This is a genomic window from Micromonospora sp. NPDC000663 (assembly GCF_042898105.1).
GTDB lineage: Bacteria > Actinomycetota > Actinomycetes > Mycobacteriales > Micromonosporaceae > Micromonospora.
Genome location: NZ_JBIAYR010000014.1, coordinates 83,440 through 99,794, shown reverse-complemented (window position 1 = coordinate 99,794; position 16,355 = coordinate 83,440). Strand labels below are relative to the sequence as shown.

At 69.8% G+C, this 16,355-nt stretch carries 18 protein-coding genes; 10 read left to right on the top strand and 8 right to left on the bottom strand.

Annotated elements, in window-relative coordinates:
• The first annotated feature begins 23 nt into the window (after positions 1 to 23).
• A complete protein-coding gene (locus tag ACFY1S_RS28030; RefSeq protein WP_387123754.1) occupies positions 24 to 155 on the top strand; it encodes a hypothetical protein in 132 nt (43 codons plus the stop codon).
• The gene (locus ACFY1S_RS28025) at positions 152 to 493 is read left to right on the top strand and encodes a hypothetical protein (RefSeq protein WP_387123752.1); all 342 of its coding nucleotides are present in this window, start codon (positions 152 to 154) and stop codon (positions 491 to 493) included. Before ACFY1S_RS28030 ends, ACFY1S_RS28025 begins: the two co-directional genes overlap by 4 nt.
• A 401-nt stretch (positions 494 to 894) precedes the next feature.
• Here ACFY1S_RS28025 and ACFY1S_RS28020 read toward each other — a convergent pair whose 3' ends face one another.
• Genes ACFY1S_RS28020 through ACFY1S_RS28005 form a run of 4 tightly spaced genes read right to left on the bottom strand, consistent with a single transcriptional unit; the run spans position 895 to position 5,107 of the window.
• Complete coding sequence (locus ACFY1S_RS28020; RefSeq protein ID WP_387123790.1) at positions 895 to 1,878, bottom strand: LacI family DNA-binding transcriptional regulator; 984 nt, start codon at positions 1,876 to 1,878, stop codon at positions 895 to 897.
• Positions 1,879 to 1,930: 52 nt separating this feature from the next.
• Positions 1,931 to 2,767 (bottom strand): carbohydrate ABC transporter permease, encoded by an 837-nt coding sequence (locus ACFY1S_RS28015; protein WP_364363611.1) that lies wholly within the window; start codon positions 2,765 to 2,767, stop codon positions 1,931 to 1,933.
• Positions 2,764 to 3,762 (bottom strand): sugar ABC transporter permease, encoded by a 999-nt coding sequence (locus ACFY1S_RS28010; RefSeq protein ID WP_364363608.1) that lies wholly within the window; start codon positions 3,760 to 3,762, stop codon positions 2,764 to 2,766. Before ACFY1S_RS28010 ends, ACFY1S_RS28015 begins: the two co-directional genes overlap by 4 nt.
• A 52-nt stretch (positions 3,763 to 3,814) precedes the next feature.
• Entirely contained in the window at positions 3,815 to 5,107 is a 1,293-nt protein-coding gene (locus tag ACFY1S_RS28005; RefSeq protein ID WP_387123750.1) for an extracellular solute-binding protein, read from the bottom strand.
• Positions 5,108 to 5,358: 251 nt separating this feature from the next.
• Between ACFY1S_RS28005 and ACFY1S_RS28000 the strand changes: the two genes are divergently transcribed.
• The 8 genes from ACFY1S_RS28000 (at position 5,359) to ACFY1S_RS27965 (ending at position 12,991) form a co-directional block, all read left to right on the top strand.
• Positions 5,359 to 6,984, top strand: a complete 1,626-nt coding sequence (locus tag ACFY1S_RS28000; RefSeq protein WP_387123748.1) for a glycoside hydrolase family 43 protein — start codon at positions 5,359 to 5,361, stop codon at positions 6,982 to 6,984.
• A gap of 224 nt (positions 6,985 to 7,208) precedes the next feature.
• Positions 7,209 to 7,634: a ricin-type beta-trefoil lectin domain protein gene (locus tag ACFY1S_RS27995; protein WP_387123746.1), complete on the top strand. Its 426-nt coding sequence runs from the start codon at positions 7,209 to 7,211 to the stop codon at positions 7,632 to 7,634.
• A gap of 126 nt (positions 7,635 to 7,760) precedes the next feature.
• On the top strand, positions 7,761 to 8,420 hold the full coding sequence (locus ACFY1S_RS27990) for a chitosanase (protein ID WP_387123744.1): 660 nt from the start codon (positions 7,761 to 7,763) through the stop codon (positions 8,418 to 8,420).
• A 131-nt stretch (positions 8,421 to 8,551) separates the two neighbouring features.
• Positions 8,552 to 8,944: a MerR family transcriptional regulator gene (locus ACFY1S_RS27985; protein ID WP_387123742.1), complete on the top strand. Its 393-nt coding sequence runs from the start codon at positions 8,552 to 8,554 to the stop codon at positions 8,942 to 8,944.
• A complete protein-coding gene (trxA, locus tag ACFY1S_RS27980) occupies positions 8,914 to 9,261 on the top strand; it encodes a thioredoxin (protein WP_139586651.1) in 348 nt (115 codons plus the stop codon). The genes ACFY1S_RS27985 and trxA overlap by 31 nt, the downstream gene beginning before the upstream one ends.
• A gap of 254 nt (positions 9,262 to 9,515) precedes the next feature.
• Positions 9,516 to 10,031, top strand: a complete 516-nt coding sequence (locus ACFY1S_RS27975; protein ID WP_387123740.1) for a DUF222 domain-containing protein — start codon at positions 9,516 to 9,518, stop codon at positions 10,029 to 10,031.
• Between the two features lie 386 nt (positions 10,032 to 10,417).
• Positions 10,418 to 11,047 (top strand): hypothetical protein, encoded by a 630-nt coding sequence (locus ACFY1S_RS27970; protein ID WP_387123738.1) that lies wholly within the window; start codon positions 10,418 to 10,420, stop codon positions 11,045 to 11,047.
• 51 nt (positions 11,048 to 11,098) lie between these two features.
• The gene (locus tag ACFY1S_RS27965; RefSeq protein ID WP_387123736.1) at positions 11,099 to 12,991 is read left to right on the top strand and encodes an ABC transporter ATP-binding protein; all 1,893 of its coding nucleotides are present in this window, start codon (positions 11,099 to 11,101) and stop codon (positions 12,989 to 12,991) included.
• A gap of 85 nt (positions 12,992 to 13,076) precedes the next feature.
• Here ACFY1S_RS27965 and ACFY1S_RS27960 read toward each other — a convergent pair whose 3' ends face one another.
• The 4 genes from ACFY1S_RS27960 to ACFY1S_RS27945 all read right to left on the bottom strand — a co-directional run bounded on the left by ACFY1S_RS27960 (position 13,077) and on the right by ACFY1S_RS27945 (position 16,284).
• Positions 13,077 to 13,613, bottom strand: coding sequence for a PepSY domain-containing protein (locus tag ACFY1S_RS27960; protein ID WP_387123734.1), 537 nt, complete (start codon positions 13,611 to 13,613; stop codon positions 13,077 to 13,079).
• A 106-nt stretch (positions 13,614 to 13,719) separates the two neighbouring features.
• Positions 13,720 to 14,274, bottom strand: coding sequence for a DUF5872 domain-containing protein (locus ACFY1S_RS27955; protein ID WP_387123732.1), 555 nt, complete (start codon positions 14,272 to 14,274; stop codon positions 13,720 to 13,722).
• A gap of 28 nt (positions 14,275 to 14,302) precedes the next feature.
• Complete coding sequence (locus ACFY1S_RS27950) at positions 14,303 to 15,592, bottom strand: ATP-binding protein (protein ID WP_387123730.1); 1,290 nt, start codon at positions 15,590 to 15,592, stop codon at positions 14,303 to 14,305.
• Positions 15,589 to 16,284: a response regulator transcription factor gene (locus tag ACFY1S_RS27945; RefSeq protein WP_364363572.1), complete on the bottom strand. Its 696-nt coding sequence runs from the start codon at positions 16,282 to 16,284 to the stop codon at positions 15,589 to 15,591. The genes ACFY1S_RS27950 and ACFY1S_RS27945 overlap by 4 nt, the downstream gene beginning before the upstream one ends.
• Positions 16,285 to 16,355: the final 71 nt, after the last annotated feature.

Genomic DNA, 16,355 nt, shown 5'->3' with positions numbered 1-16,355 from the left:
GGCCCCAACTGCAGTATCAGATCGTGCGGCACCTGGAAAAGGCGGACCTGGTGCCGGTGGACGTTTCGACGTTCACGCCGGCGCAGGTAGCGCAGCTCGAACAGTTCATCACGGACCGAGGCCTCGGTCCTCGAGTGTTCATCGTGGGGAAATGATGGCTGGCCTCATCGTGCTCAAACCTGGCGTCGACTGGACCGCGACGGGCGGGTTGTTCGACTGGACGCTGGAGTTTCTGATCTCCCGTCTCTCGAACAGGCAGGCCGTCGACCACCTACAGGAGATCGTCGACAACAATCTTGGTTCGCTCTGGCTCGACGATCTGCCCGCCGCGGTACAGCGGGAAATCGTCAGGCTGTGGCGCGAGGGCTTGGTCGAGGCCGGCGAAGCGCAACTCCCCGAGACCGAACAGAAGGCCGACGTCATCCGCCACCTTCAGGAGTTGGTGGACGCGACCTACGCGGCCGAGTCGTCAGACCCGAGTGACCCTGGGTAGTGAAGTTCACTGCCGGCTCGCCCTCCGGCACCTAGCCGTGACGGCGTCCTGTTCCCAGATCCGCCGCCAGCGGGTATCCGGCTGCTCCGCCCCCTGCACCTGCGTGGAGCCCGACCCCGAAGAGCAGGCCCCACCGGCGGCGATGCTCAGACCGATGAGCAGGACCGGAATGACGGTCGGCGCATACCACTGCACCCGATACACGGCCCGCCGGAGTCCCGACTCCACAGCCACCTCTGATCGCTCTTAGGGGTGCGCCCCGAGCCATGCTCTGCGCCTCAGGGCCATGAAAATCGACACAGTCCAATGGCCACACCACCGCTGTCTCGCCTCGACCGGCGCTGACGGCTGATCGACCGATCAGCCGAATCGACGACGCGCTGCGCGACGGCTGACGCGCGTCACGACCGGGGTGGCGCGGCGCTGTCGCGTTCGACGAGTTCGGTGGCGAGTTCGACGCGGGGGCTCTCGACCTTCTCTCCCCCGGCGAGCCGCAGGATGGTCCGCGCGGCCATCATGCCCATCTCGGCCAGGGGCTGGCGGACAGTGGTCAGCGGGGGCGAGCACCAGCGGACCTCGGGCAGGTCGTCGAAGCCGACGACGCTTATGTCGTCGGGCACCCGCAGGCCACGTTTGCGTACCGCCTCGTAGACGCCCAGTGCCATCTGGTCGCTGGCGGCGAAGATGGCGGTGGGCGGGTCGGGCAGTGCCAGTAGCTGCGTACCGGCGGTGTAGCCGGCCTCGTGGTAGAAGTTGCCGGGTCGGATCAGGGCGTCGTCGACGGCAATGCCGGCGGCGCCGAGGGCTGCCCGGTAGCCGTCGAGTCGGGCCCTGCTGCACGTCAGGTGCGGCGGCCCGGCGATGAACCCGATGCGGCGGTGGCCGAGCCCGATCAGGTACTGGTTGGCGCTGAGGCTGCCCGCCCAGTTGGTGGCGCCGATGGTCGGTGACTCCTGCGGATCGACGCCGGCGGGATCGATGATGACCACCGGGAGGTGCAGCCGGCGCAGCTCGGCCTGCAGTGGTGGGTTGACCATCGAGGTCACGAAGATGACGCCCTCGGTGGATCGGGTACGCATGTTGTCAAGCCACTGCTTGGCCGAGGAGATGCGCCAGTGGATGGCCGAGACCACCGTACCGACGCCGCTGCTGCGGGCGACGTCCTCCACGCCACGAATGATCTCGACGGCCCACGGGCTGTCGAGGTCGTTGAAGACCAGGTCGATGAGCGCGGCGTCGTCGCGCCGAGCCGGTGACCGCCGGCGGTAGCCGTGATGGTTGAGCAGGGCCTCGACGCGTTCCCGGGTGTCGGGGGCGACGTCGGAGCGCCCGTTGATGACCCGGGAGACCGTGGGCACCGAAACACCGGCCAGCCGCGCGATCATGGCGATGGTGACATTTCGGCCGTTGTCGGAGCCCACGGTCCGCCCTTCGTTCTCAGCCCTTGACGCTGCCGGTCAGGCCGCCGATGAGTTGCCGTTCGGCCACGGCGTAGAAGCCCAGCGCCGGGAGCATGGACAGCACGACGTAGGCGAGCACCCGTGCGGTGTCGTCGGCGTACTGGCCCTGGAACGCCTGGACCCCGACGGGCAGGGTCCACCAGCTCTGGTCACTGAAGACGACAAGCGGGAGCATGAAGTTGTTCCAGCTGGTCACGATGGCCAGCACCGAGACGGTGGCAAGCGCGGGGCGGGCCATCGGCAGCAGGACCCGCCAGAAGAAGCCGAAGGAGCCGCAGCCGTCGAGGACGGCGGCCTCCTCGACCTCGGCGGGGATGGTACGGAAGAACTGCCGCAGGATGATGATGGTGATCGGCAGCCCGAAGGCGGCCTGGGGCAGGATGACGCCGAGCGGGTTGTCGAGCAGGCCCATGCCGCGCAGCAGGACGAACAGCGGCAGGATGGCCACCGCGAACGGGAACATCAGACCGATCGCGAACAGGGTGACCAGGAACTCGCGGCCCCGGAAGGCGTAGCGAGCGAAGACGAAGGCGGCCATCGCCGCCGCGCCGACGACGATGAAGGTGCTGGTCACGGCGATGAGCAGGCTGTTGCCGAGTTGCCGCCAGAACACCCCGTTGCCCAGGATCTCGAAGTAGTTCGGCACCCACGGGTCGGGCCAGCCCAGCGGGTTGGTGGACAACTGGCCGTTGTCCTTGAAGCCGCCGAGCACGCCGAAGTACACCGGAACGACGATGAGCACGCCGACGGCGATGCAGACGAGGTGCAGCACGACGCTGCGGGTCCGCTGGGCGCGACTCGCCGTGGCGGTCATCGCTGGCCTCCCTGGGTGGTGATCGCGCCCGCCGTGTCACGACGCAGGACGATGCGTTGGTAGAACAGGGCGAAGACGAGGCTCAGCAGGAACATCACGATGCTGATGGCGCTCGCGTAACCGACCTCGAAGCGACGGAAGCCGAACTGATACATCGTGACGGCCAGCGTCTCCGAGGAGTGGATCGGCCCACCACCGGTGAGCACCCACACCATGTCGAACAGTTGGATGGTGCCGATGACCGACAGGAAGATGCTGATGCGGATCGTCGGGCCGAGCAGGGGCAGGGTGACGTGTCGGAAAGCCTGCCAGCCGGTGGCACCGTCGGTGACCGCCGCCTCGTGCAGTTCCTTCGGGATGCCCTGCCGGGCCGCCAGGAAGAGCATCATGTAGAGGCCGAAGTACTTCCAGGACACCACCAGGAAGACGGCGTAGAGCACGGTGTCCGGGTCGGCGAAGACGGTGCCCGCGTCGGCGCCCAGCCACTGCGCGACGCCCTCGCCCAGCCCTCGGTTCGGTGAGAACACCAGGGTGAACAGGACGGCCGTGGTGACCTCGGAGAGCACGTACGGGGCGAAGAAGATCAGCCGATAGACGGCCCGCCCGCGAAGTGGCTGATTGAGGAGCATGGCCAGGGCCAGCGCAGCAGGCAGCTGCACGACCAGGGACAGCACCACCAGAATCAGGCCACGCCACAGGTCACCGCGGAACGTCGGGTCGCCGAAGGCACGGGTGTAGTTGTCCCACCCGATGAAGTTCTCCGGCAGGCCGAAGCCGTTCCATTTGAAGAAGCTGGCGTAGGCGGCCACCACGATGGGGGCGAGGACCAACAGCACGAACAGCGCCAGGGCAGGCGCCAGGAACACGGCGAGGACGCCGCCCCGGCCCGGCCGGGGCTGGCGGCCACGCTTGCGCGCGGTGCCCGGCCCCGGTGCCGGCGGATCGGTCGCCGTGTCGCCGCGCCTCAGGTCGGACACGGTCGATGGCCTGGTCATTCCTGCTCCACTCGGGTTCTACGGCCGGCTACGGACGGGTGACGGGTCACGATCAGGCGGTCTTTGCCACCTGCGTGATGTCCTTGACGATCGCCGCCGGGGACTTCTTGCCGGCGATGATCTCCGCGACGCTGTCGTTGATCTGCTGCCCGAGCGCGGGCGCGTACGCCTGGTCGAGGTAGAGCTGGAAGCCGGTGTTCTTGGACAGGGCCTCCGCGACGGCCTTGTTGTTGGGGTCGCTGATGGCGGAGGTGGCGTCCTTCACCGTGGGCAGCACCGCGCCGGTCTGCGCGGAGCGCTTCTGGTTCTCGACGCTGAGCAGGAACTTCAGGAAGTCGATGGTGGCGGCCGGCGCGTCCTTGCCGACGGCGAAGCCGTTGCCACCGCCGAAGACCTCGGTCGCCGCGCCCTTGCCGCCGTCCACGGAGGGGAACGGGAAGAAGCCGAGCTTGTCGCCGAGGCCCTTCTTGCTGGTGGAGCTGGACGCCTGCACCGCCGGCGCCCACTGCCCCATCAGCTCCATGCCGGCCTTGCCGTTGCCCATGGTGGCGGCCTGACCGTCGGGCGAGCCGAACTCCGCGCCGAGGAAGCCCTTCTGGAAGGGCTGCAGGTCGACGAGTTCCTTGAGCCGCTCACCGGCGGCGACGAGGTCGGGGGTGTCGAAGTTCTTGCTGTCGACAGCCTTCTGCAACGCGTCGACACCGCCGATGCGCATCGCGAGGTAGGACCAGTAGAAGTGGGCCGGCCACTTGTCCTTGCCGGCCAGGGCGACCGGGGTGATGCCGGCGGCCTTGAGCTTGCGGACCGCGTCGAGCACACCGGTCCAGGTGGTGGGGGTCTCGGTGATGCCGGCGCGGGTGAAGAGCTCCTTGTTGTACCAGAACCCGACCATGCCGATGTCGAACGGAATGCCGTAGATCTTGCCGTCGATGGTGTACGGCTGCATGGCGGCGGGCAGGATCCCGGCGACCAGGTCCTTCACGTCGTCGGTGAGGTCCTTGACCAGGCCCGCGTCCACCTGCTGCTTGAGCACGCCGCCGCCCCAGGACTGGAACAGGTCCGGCGGGTCGCCGGCCTGCGTGGCGGTGGTGAGCTTGGCCTTGAAGGCCTCGTTCTCCAGCGGCTGGATGGTAAACGTGACGTTGCTGTGCGCGGTCTTGTACTCGTTGGCCATCGCCGCCCAGACCGGCAGCATCGGTTCGGTGTTCTGGATGTGCCACCAGTTGATGGTCTGCGGAGCGTTGGGGTCGGCCGACTCTCCATCACTGCACGCGCTGAGCAGGTAGGCGCCGGCGCCGGCGCCGGCGAGGCCGAGCAGCGTTCGGCGGGAAAGGTGCGCTGTCATGATCCATCCCTTCGGGGACTCACGGGTTGCTCGGAACGCCGGCCGAGCCGGCAAGGGTTCGAACCTGGATCTCCGGAACTTTCATTGCTTCGCCGGTATTACCGATCGATGGCGGGGACGCTACGAGCAGTTTCCCCACCGGTCAAGACCCTCTGTCCTATCGCGCGAAGACCGGCTAGCGTAGGCAGGACTTCCAGTCATCCTGGACCGCAAGTTTCCGGAAGTTTTCAGAGTCACCTAGAGGAGCCTTCGTGTCGACCGACACCGCTGACGTGGCGACCGCTGCCCGGTCGATCCGCAATCCCGTCCTCGCCGGGTTCCACCCGGATCCGTCGATCCTGCGCGTCGGCGACGACTTCTACCTGGCCACCTCGACCTTCGAGTGGTATCCGGGGGTACGGATCCACCACTCGCGTGACCTCGTCAACTGGCGTCCCCTCGGCGGTGTCATCACCGACCGCCGCCTGCTCGACCTGCGGGGCTGCGGCGACTCCAACGGGGTGTGGGCGCCCGACCTGACGTACCACGACGGCGAGTTCCACCTCGTCTACAGCGACGTGGCGAGCTTCGCCAGTGGCTACTGGGACCCGCAGAACTTCCTGGTCACCGCACCGGACATCGACGGCCCCTGGTCGGATCCGGTGAAACTGCACGGCCGCGGTTTCGACGCCGCGCTGTTCCACGACGACGACGGCACCACCTGGCTGTTGAGCATGAGCGCGGACTGGCGACCCGGGCGGGACCGCTTCGGCGGCATCGAGATCCAGCAGTACGACAGGGCCACCCGCACCCTCGTCGGGAGGCCACGCATTCTCTTCACCGGCACTCCGGTCGGGGTGACCGAGGGGCCGCACCTGTACCGCCACGACGGCTGGTACTGGCTGATCACCGCCGAGGGCGGCACGAGCTGGGAGCACCAGGTGACCGTGGCGCGCTCGCGCGACCTGTTCGGGCCGTACGAGGTGGATCCGGACGGGCCACTGCTCACCTCGGTGGGCCGGCCGGATCTGCGGTTGCAGAAGGCGGGGCACGGCAGCCTGGTCCGTACGCAGGACGGCGAGTGGTATCTGGCGCACCTGGTCGGCCGCCCCTACTCCCCGCTGGGCAGTTGCGTGCTGGGCAGGGAGACGGCGATCCAGCGGGTCGACTGGCCGGCCGGCGGTTGGCCCCGGGTGCCGGGCGGGGTGCCCGCCGACGAGGTGGCCGCACCCGACCTGCCCACCCACCCGTGGCCGGCGGACCCGGCCACCGACCACTTCGACGACGCCGAGCTGGGGCACTGCTGGTCGACGTTGCGCCGGCCGGCCACCCCGGACTGGGTGGACCTGCGGACGCGCCCGTCACACCTGCGCATCCATGGTGGACAGTCGCCGGTCGGCAGGCAGGCACCCAGTCTTGTCGCGCGGCGCGTCGGCGCCACCCAATGTTCGCTGGAGACCGTCGTCGAGTTCGACCCGGTCGACCACCGCCAGCTCGCCGGAGTCACCGCCTACTACAACACCCTCAACTGGCACCACCTCTACCTGACCCGGGCGGACGACGGGCGCACCGTGCTGGAGCTGCTCAGCTCCGACAACGGGCGGCGCACGCCGTACCCCGAACTGACCGTCGACGCGAGCGGCGTCACCCGGGTCGGCCTGCGGGCGGTGTTCGACGGGCCTGTGGTGCGTTTCGACTACGACCTCGGTGCCGGTTGGCAGCGGTTGCCCGTCGACCTGGACGCGACGATCCTGTCCGACGAGCACGCCGCGTTGATCATCGACGGTGAGCCCGCGGCGTGGGGCTTCACCGGGGCGTTCCTCGGCCTCTGGGTGCAGGACCTCGGCGGCGACGGCGTGTACGCCGACTTCGACCTGGCCACCTACCGGGAGCAGTGACAGGCGCGTCGCCCCGCCTGACCTGGGCGGGGACGACGCGCGCCGGGTCGTCAACTGACTGAACAGGGCCCGTCACGCCTCGCGGTCATCGATTGACGAGAAATCGACGCACTGGTGTCTGTTAATACAGTTTCCTGATGCTCGCGGTAGCCCGCCGGGGCCGGACCGCCGCGCCGGGCCACCGACCGGCCGGCGGCACGCCGCCCCTTCCCCGAGGAACACCCATGGTTCACAAGAGAACGGCCCCCTACGCCGTGGGCGCCCTGCTGATCGCGGTCGCGGGGCTCGGCTACGGCCTGCCGTCGGCCAGCGCCGCGACCGCCGGCCCGATCACCGGCCTCGGCGGCAAGTGCGTCGACGTCGCGGCCGCCAACCCGGCCAACGGCACTCCGGTCCAGCTCTACGACTGCAACGGCAGCGCGGCCCAGACGTGGACCGTCGGCAACTCCGACGCCTCGATCCGAGCACTCGGCAAATGCCTCGACGTCACCTCCGCATCGACCGCGAACGGCGCCAAGGTGCAGCTGTACGACTGCAACAACACAGGTGCGCAGAAGTGGACCGCCAGCAACGGCGCGCTCGTCAACTCCGGCTCCGGAAAGTGCCTCGACGTCACCGACCGCAGCACCGCGAACGGCGCCCGCCTGTAGATCTGGACCTGCGGCGGCACCACCAACCAACAGTGGACCCTGCCCGGCGGCGGCACCCCCACCACTCCCCCGCCCACCACGCCGACCGGCACCAACCTCGACGACCCCGCGAAGAAGGACGTCGCCATGCAGCTCGTCTCGGCTGCGGAGAACTCCTCGCTCGACTGGCGGGCGCAGTTCTCCTACATCGAGGACATCGGCGACGGGCGCGGCTACACCGCCGGCGTCATCGGCTTCTGCTCCGGCACCGGCGACATGCTCGAACTCGTCGAGGCGTACACCCGCACCAAGCCGGGCAACGTGCTGGCCGGCTACCTGCCGGCGCTGCGCGCCGTCAACGGCACGCCGTCGCACTCCGGCCTCGACCCGAACTTCCCCCGGGACTGGCGGACGGCGGCCAACGACCCGGTGTTCCAGGCCGCCCAGGAGGCCGAGCGGGACCGGGTCTACTTCAACCCGTCGGTACGCGACGGCAAGAACGACCAGGTCCGGGCGCTCGGCCAGTTCGCCTACTACGACGCGGCAGTCATGCACGGGTACGAGGGCATGCGCCAGATCCGCAACCGTGCCCTGGCCCGGGCCAAGCCGCCGGCCCAGGGTGGCGACGAGCGGACCTGGCTCAACGCGTTCCTCGACGAGCGGGTCATCGAGATGAAGAAGGAGGAGGCCCACTCGGACACCTCCCGCGTCGACACGGCCCAGCGGGTGTTCCTCAACAACGGCAACTTCACCCTGAACACGCCGCTGGTGTTCGCCGTCTACGGCGAGCAGTTCCGCATCGGTTAGACCCTCGCGCCGACGCTCAGGGCGCCGCCCAGCGGCGCCCCGAGTCGTGCCCGGGAACCCCGGGCGCGACCTTGCCTTGACGCTGACGACAAGGTTTAGCCTGGTCGCGACGGGCTGGTCGAGGAGGTCTGATGCTGATCGGTGAGCTGGCGGAACGGGCTGGCACGAGCAGCCGGACCCTGCGCTACTACGAGGCCCACGGGCTGGTGTGTCCGCGGCGCTCGGCCAACGGCTACCGCGTGTACGACGAGGCGGAGCTGCGGGTCGTCCGGGAGATCCGGGCACTTCTCGACGTCGGTTTCGGCCTCGATGACGTCCGTCCGTTCGTCGCCTGCCTACGAGCGGGCAACACGTCCGGCGACGTCTGTCCGGATTCGGTGCAGGTGCTGCGGCGCAAGCTCGCCGAGGTCGACGACTACCTCGATCGGCTCACGGCGGTCCGTCAGCAGTTGCACACCCAACTCAGCCACGCCATCGCGCACCGGGAGGAAACATGCCCCAGGAAACGACAGTCGGGTCCCTGATCACCGTCACCGACGACACGTTCGCCGAGCTGGTGCTGGCCAGCGACCGGCCCGTGGTGGTCGACTTCTGGGCCGAGTGGTGCCCGCCCTGCAAGATGATCGAGAAGAGCCTCGTCGAGCTGGCCGGGGAGTTCGGCGACCGGATGGTCATCGCCAAGCTCAACTCCGACGACAACCCACAGGCGACGCGGCGCTACGGCGTCATGTCCCTGCCGACGCTTCTGGTGTTCCGCGGGGGCGAGGTCGTCGGCTCGGTCGTCGGGTCCCGGCCGAAGCTGCACCTGCGGCAGAGCCTGACCATGCACGCCGGCCTGTGACGGCCACCGTCGGTCGACTGCCCCCCTGCTGTTGAGCGTGGCGACGATGGTCCTCACGGTGGCGGGCACGGGTCCTCGCCGGGCGAGTGGTGGAGGCGACTGCCGATGGCGCCGACACCGCCGTCGTGATGTGCGGGTGAACTGACCCGGTCATCGCCCGGGTGGAGTCCAGCGCAGACGAGTCTCCGGTGACCAGTCGGTACATCGATCATGATGACTGAGATCTTGTCGTACACCTGTTCTAATCTCGGGTCATGGTTGAGGAGTTGGCGCGGGCAGATGATGCGATCTCTGCCTGCGTCCACGCGCCTGCGTGGCCGCTCCCGGAACATGACCTGATCGCCGCGCTCGACGCCGCGCACCGCCTTCAGCAACGCCTCGCCGCCGTCACCCTCACCCTGATCCGTGAGGTCGACGGCCGCGGCACCGCCCGCACCCAAGGAGCGTCCTCCACCGCAGTGTGGCTCCGCGAACGACTGCGGCTGACCGTTCCCGCCGCCCGCCGCCTGATCGACCTCGCCACCGCTTTGGACACCGGCAACCCCGGCATCCGAGAAGCGCCTCATCACCGGCCCCCTGCGCCGAGCCCTCGTGCTACGCGACCGCGGCTGCGCCTTCCCCGGCTGCGACCGTCCACCCCGTTGGTGCGACGCCCACCACATCCACCACTGGGCCGATGGCGGCCCCACCAACCTCGACAACGCCGTCCTGCTCTGCGGCCACCACCGTCGCCACCTGCACCACAGCGACTGGACCGTGCGACTCGGTGACGACAACCACCCCGAGTTCATCCCGCCAGCCTGGCTCGACCCCGACCAACTTCCCCGCCCAACCACTACCACCGACGAACGTAGCCACGGCCAGCGGAGAAAGTGGTCGGTCACGCTGATGCCCGACCTCGGGCCTTTCCGCGCCGCCATCGACGCGCACGGGGTCCACGCGATTCGCGCCTGTGCCGACGTCCAGCCGTGCGTGCGCGCAATGGCCCGCACTACCGCGTTGGTGGCCGGTCGCCGTCGCTCGGCGCGGTCCCGATCAGCACGGTCGCGGCCTCCTGTCCACGGTCGCTCAGCGCTCGGGCCGGGTCCGGTGGCTGCGGGGCGTGCGATATCGTCGCGCGACACTCACCACGGAGACGGAACTCATGACGCGCACGATGCCGACTGGCTCAGCGATCGTCGGCGCGCTGACGTCGACGATCCTGCTGTTCGCGACCGGGTGTTCGGGGCAGTCCGACACTCCCACGGCGGCAGCGGCTACGCAGTCGTCGCCTCCCGCCGCGGCGATGCGCATCGACAAGCCAGCCAAGCTCCTGGGCACCTGGCCCGAGTCCCTGGATCGGGTCATCCGCGGCCAGGCTGAGCAAACCATGGGCAACTTCACGATGCTGCTCGCCGCCGGGCCCACAAGCGCGATGGGCACGGCCTACGTCCGGGCCGAAGAGGTGTACTCCGGAGAGCGTGGTCTGCACATCCCCGGCGATGACCAGCGGGTCATCCAGATCAGCGCGGTGTCCGGCACGATCACCGACCCGACCGCGACACTGGACAAGGTCTTCGCCGGGCTGCCGAAGGTCACCGACGTGGGGTCGGTCGCGCCGGGCCCGCTGGGTGGCGTGGCCGGCTGCGGCACCGGTCAGGCCAGGGCGGGCATCCCGGTCGACGTCTGCGTGTGGAGTGATCAGCACACGATCGGCATGGTGACCTTCGTGAACTTCACGAAGGTCCATGACCCGCGAGGTGTGTTCGGTCAGATCCGCGCCGAGCTGGAGCACCCCGCGCGGTGACTTGACCTCAAGCGCGGGTGAGGTCCTAACCTCCGGTATCGGAGGTAAGGCATGAGCATGGAATTTGCCGCGTGGACGTCTCTGCACCACGCGATGAACGCGCAGGAAGAACGACCACTGTCCCGTGTCACACTGAAGCGCATTGTGGAGTTCGCGCGGCCGCACCGGGCCCTGATCGTCAGGTTCCTGCTGTTGAGCGTGGTGACGGCGGTCCTCACGGTGGCGGCGCCCGTCCTCGCCGGACGGGTGGTGGAGGCCATCGTGGACGGCGCCGACAGCGGCGTCGTGATCCGGTTGGCGGTGCTGATCGCGGTGATCGCCCTGGCTGAAGCCGGCCTGGGTATCGTGACGCGGTTCCTGTCCGCCAGCATCGGCGAGGGGCTCATCGTCCAGTTGCGGACGGCCGTCTTCGACCACGTGCAGCGCATGCCGGTGGCGTTCTTCACGCGGACGCGCACCGGTGCGCTGGTCAGCCGCCTGAACAACGACGTGATCGGCGCGCAGCGGGCCTTCAGCGACACCCTGTCGAGCGTGGTCGGCAACGCCGTCACGTTGATGCTGACGTTGGCCGTGATGCTCAGCTTCTCGTGGCAGATCACGGTGCTGGCGCTCGTGCTGCTGCCCATCTTCGTTCTCCCGGCGCGCCGGATGGGTTCGAAGCTCGCCCAGTTGCAGCGGGAGGCGGCCGAGCACAACGCGGCCATGAGCACACGGATGACGGAACGCTTCTCCGCGCCCGGCGCCACCCTGGTCAAGCTGTACGGGCGGCCGGCCGAGGAGTCGGCCGAGTTCGCGGCGCGGGCGCGTCGGGTGCGGGACATCGGCATCCGCACCGCCATGCTCCAGTGGGTCTTCATCACCGCGCTCACCGTCGTCGGCTCATTGGCGCTGGCCCTGGTCTACGGGCTGGGCGGTCTCTACGCCCTGCGGGGCAGCCTCGACGCCGGGACGGTGGTCGCCCTGGCGCTGCTGCTGTCGCGCCTCTACGCGCCGTTGACCTCGCTGGCCAGCGCCCGGGTGGAGGTGATGAGCGCGCTGGTGAGCTTCGAGAGGGTGTTCGAGATCCTCGACATCAAGCCGCTGATCCTCGACCGGCCCGACGCCCGCCCGCTTCCCGACGGACCGGTCGCTGTGGAGTTCGACGACGTACGGTTCGGCTACCCGTCAGCGGACAAGGTGTCGCTCGCGTCTCTCGAAGACGTGGCGAAGCTCGACGCCCGAGGCGGCGAGGAAGTGCTGCACGGTGTGTCGTTCCGTGCCGAGGCCGGGCAGATGGTCGCCCTCGTCGGTTCCTCCGGGGCGGGCAAGTCGACCATCGCGCAGCTCGTCCCCCGCCTGTACGACGTCGAGGACGGCGCGGTGCGGCTCGCCGACGTCGACGTACGCGACCTGTCGGCCGAGTCGATCCGGACGGCGCTGGGTGTGGTCACTCAGGACGGGCATCTCTTCCACGAGAGCATCCGGGCCAACCTGGCGTTCGCTCGGCCGGACGCGACCGAGGACGAGATGTGGGAGGTCCTGCGGCGGGCCCGCCTCGACGACCTGATCCGCACACTTCCCGATGGGCTCGACACAGTCGTCGGTGAACGCGGGTACCGGTTGTCGGGCGGCGAACGGCAACGGCTCACCATCGCGCGACTGCTGCTGGCCCGCCCGCGCGTGGTCATCCTCGACGAGGCCACGGCGCATCTCGACTCCACCTCCGAGGCCGCGGTTCAGGAGGCTCTCGCCGAAGCCCTGACCGGCCGTACGAGCGTGGTCATCGCACACCGACTCTCCACCATCCGGGCGGCCGACCAGATCCTCGTCGTCGAGGACGGACGCATCGTCGAGCGTGGGCGACACGGCGACCTGCTCGCCGCCGGCGGTCGGTACCAGGAGTTGTACCGCACCCAGTTCGACCAGGACCAGCCGACGATCAAGGAGCAACGCGTCGCCATCTGAGGCCGGCGCACCGGCCGGGTCCGCTGCCGGACCAGAGCCGCCGCCCGTCGCGGGGATCCCCGTGACGGGCGGCGGCGCCGGACGGTCAGTCGTCGTCGTCGTCGTTGTCGTCGTCGTCGTTGTCGTCGTCGTTGTCGTTGTCATCGTTGTCGTCGGCGTCATCGTCGTCGACCGGCTCCTGCTCGGCCTTGACCACCGAGCCGTTGTCCCGGTCGACGTCCACCTCGTGCTCGGTGTCGCCAGCGACGATCTCGACGCTCCACACCTGTCGACCGTTCTCCTGCTCGGACTCGACCTCGACGATCTGACCGCCGCCGGCCTTGGCGAGCGCGATCTCACCGGCACGCTTCTCGTCGACGGCGCCACCCGCCGGCGAGGTGCCGGCCGACGACGTTCCGGCCGACGGCGTACCCGACGGGGTGCCCGCCGACGGCGTGCCGCTGGCCGACGGCGAACCGCTGGCCCCGGGCGCGTCCGTGGCCGTCGGCGCGACGGTCGCCGCGGCCAGTGCCGTGCCGCCGGTCCGCGAGTCGTTCGCGGCGTTGACGCCGAGCGCGACCCCGGCCACCGCAAGCACCGCCGAACCGCCGACCGTCGCCAGAAGCAGATTGGTGCGCTTCATGGTGGTGTCCACCTTTCCTCGGTTGTCGACTCCGAGGATCGGTCAAATCGGGATAGCAGCGCGCTGTCGGGACGCTAAGGCCGGGTTAAGGCGGTCGACCGGCACGTCAGCCGCGCCTGTTGAGTTCCGCTTCGAGCCGCTGGACGAGCGTCTTGCGATCCTTGCTGGCGCGCTCGTTGCGCAGCGCGGTCCTGAGCTGCCGGGTATCGAGCCCACGGACCAGCTTGGCGGCCTCGGCCACCGACATCTCCGACATCCGGCCGGCCGTGGTGGCGTCCCGACGAGCTCGCTTGGCGGGCCCGGTGTTGGCGACGTACTGCCTGCCCGTCCGGGAGGCTTCGCGCTTCTTGGTGTCGGTGGCGCGTTTCTGGCTCTCCGACATCTCGTCCCAGGCCTTCTTGGGCAGGTAACGGCTCGTCGTACCGCCCTTGCGGGCCCGGGTGTCGCCCTCCTTGGTCTGCCACTTCTCGTTGCCCCAGCGCTGGAGTGCCTTCTGCCGCTCGTCCTTTTCGCCGAGGAATCCCCCGCCGCGCCTCTTGTACTCCTGAGTGAGCAGCTGTGACTTGCGCGCCGACCACTGCCCCGGCCTGCCGCCCTTGTCGGAAGCCTTGATTTCTTCCTTGATCTGCTCTCTGAGCTCGGGTTTCGTATACCGCGCCATAGGGGCCAGCTACCCGGCACCGCAGCGCCTATGCCTGCGGCGGCGACGTCGGGGGGCCGAGCCGAAGCAGCACCTGCGCTCCACCCCGTGGGCCGGTCCGCACCTCCAGGCGACCACCGCCGGCCTGCGCGGCACGCCTGGCGATGTCCAGGCCGAGACCCGTTGATCCGGCCGCGCTCGCGCCCCGCCGGACCGCGCCGTCCGGCATACCGGGCCCCTCGTCGGCGATGGTGAGGACCACCTCCCCCGCCTCCCGGGCGAGCCGGACCGCGAACGGCGTCCCGTCGGGGGTGTGCGCGAAGACGTTGCCCAGCAGGGCGTCGACGGCCGCGGTCAGGTCGTCGGCAGGTACGCCGACGGGGAGCGGGCCGGCGGCCAGGTCGAGCGTGACGGCCCGGCCGGTGTCCTCGGCCAGCACCGACCAGAACGCGACCCGCTCTGCGACGATCGCCGCCGCGTCCGAACCGGCCGGCGCCACCGCCGGTGAATGACGCCACCGGGCCTGCCTGATCAGTCCGGTGACCGCGCGTTCCAGTCCGTCGGCGGCGGCGGTGATCCGAACCGCGTCGTCCCTGTCGCGCAGCGACTCCGCCTCCAACCGCAGCGCCGTCAACGGTGTCCGCAACCGGTGCGACAGGTCGGCGACCTGCTCGCGTTCCTGGACCAGGAGCACCTGGATACGGCCGGCCAGGTGGTTGAGCGCGCCGGCCACCTCGCGCAGCTCGGCCGGGCCGGCGGGTGTGACACGGGCGTCCAGTTCGGCGTTGGCCAACCGGTGCGACACGGCGGACAGGTCGCTGATCGGCCGGACCAGGGTGCGCGCCAGCCGGTCGGCCACCGCCAGCCCGATCAGCACCAGGAGCACACCGAGCAGGGCCAGCACCAGCCACGCCCGGGTCACGCCGGCGGTCAGCTCGTCCCGGGGCACCACGGTACGGATCACGCCGGTGCCGTCCGCCCTGCCCTGCACGGCGATGACCACCTCCCGCCCGGCCGCCGACTCACCGGTGAGGCTCTGCCCGCGCGCGGCCAGGGCCACCGCGGGCGTACGCGGCGCCGGCGCGCCGAGCACCGTGCCGTCGGGCAGGAAGACGCTCACCGGTCGACCGGACTCGGCGGCGAGCTGCTCGACGGTGAGACGGATGGTGGCCGCGTCGGCGGTACCGACCACCGGCACCAGGCTCTGCGCGTCGGCGGTGGCCCGGACGGTGGCCCGGTCCTCCGCGACGGTGCGCACGAGCAACGCCAGCGGCACCAGGAACGCGATGAGGGTGAGCACGCTCACCGCGGCGACCAGCAGCGCCAGGCGTACCCTCACGGCTGCGCCGCCGGCGCTTCGAGGCGTACCCCGACGCCACGGACGGTATGCAGGTAGCGGGGCTGCTGGGCGTTCTCGCCCAGCTTGCGGCGCAGCCAAGACAGGTGCACGTCGACTGTCTTGTCGGCGCCGCCGTACGGGATCTGCCAGACCTCGGTGAGCAGCTCGCGTTTCGTGACCACCTGACCGGGACGGCCGGCGAGGTGGTGCAGCAGGTCGAACTCGCGGGGCGTCAGCTCGACCGCCACCCCGTCCAGGGTGACCTGCCGGGACCGGGGGTCGACGCGCAGCCCGCCGACGACGAGCGATGGGTCCTGCCCGTCGGTGCCGGACGGGCCACGCCGCAGCACCGCCCGTACGCGGGCGTCGAGCTGCGCGGCGGTGAACGGCTTGACCACGTAGTCGTCGGCACCGGCGTCGAGCACCCGGACGATCTCGGCGTCGTCGTCGCGGGCGGTGGCCACGATGACCGGCACCGAACTGACAGCGCGCAGCATCCGCAGCAGCTCGCGTCCGTCCAGGTCGGGCAGGCCCAGGTCGAGTACGACGAGGTCGGGCCGGTCGTCCAGGGCGTCGCGGAGGCCGGTCATCGCTGTCGAGGCGGCAGCCACCGCGTGCCCGCGTTCGCGCAGCGCCCGGATCAGCGGGGTACGAATCGTCAGGTCGTCCTCGACGAGCAGTAGGCGGGCCACAGGTGGCAGGCTAACCGCTACCGCTCGCGGCGAGGCGCACCTTAACCGTGCCTTAGCGTCCGGATGTGCCG